Below are 330 nucleotides of genomic sequence, written 5' to 3'. Positions count from 1 at the left end.
GGCACGGCGTACGAAGTGAAGGAGACCGCGAACGCGGACTACGAAACGACGAGCACAGGCGATACGGGCAGCATTGCGGAAGACAACAGCAGCACGGCGGTGTTCACGAACAACTATGCGCCGAAGCGCAACCTGGAAGTGAGCAAAACGGTAACGGCATCCCCGGGCTTCACAGCCCCGGACGGCGACACGTTCACCTTCACGGTGAAGGTGGGCGGCACGGTATACCGCTACGCGAAGTATACGCTGTACGACGTAAGCGACCCGGCGGCGCCGGTTGTAATTCCGGGCGACAACTATATGACGGACGGAAACGGCAGGCTGACGCTT

1 pseudogene is annotated in these 330 nt (G+C 60.9%); it reads left to right on the top strand.

The window, feature by feature from the left end:
- Nucleotides 1-330 (top strand): annotated as a pseudogene (locus tag BBD38_RS14780) (hypothetical protein); the annotation flags it as partial.

Origin of the sequence: Christensenella intestinihominis, assembly GCF_001678845.1 — a bacterium.
GTDB lineage: Bacteria > Bacillota > Clostridia > Christensenellales > Christensenellaceae > Christensenella > Christensenella intestinihominis.
Note: the sequence above shows the minus strand (reverse complement) of the source record. Positions and strands in the feature narration are given on the sequence as shown.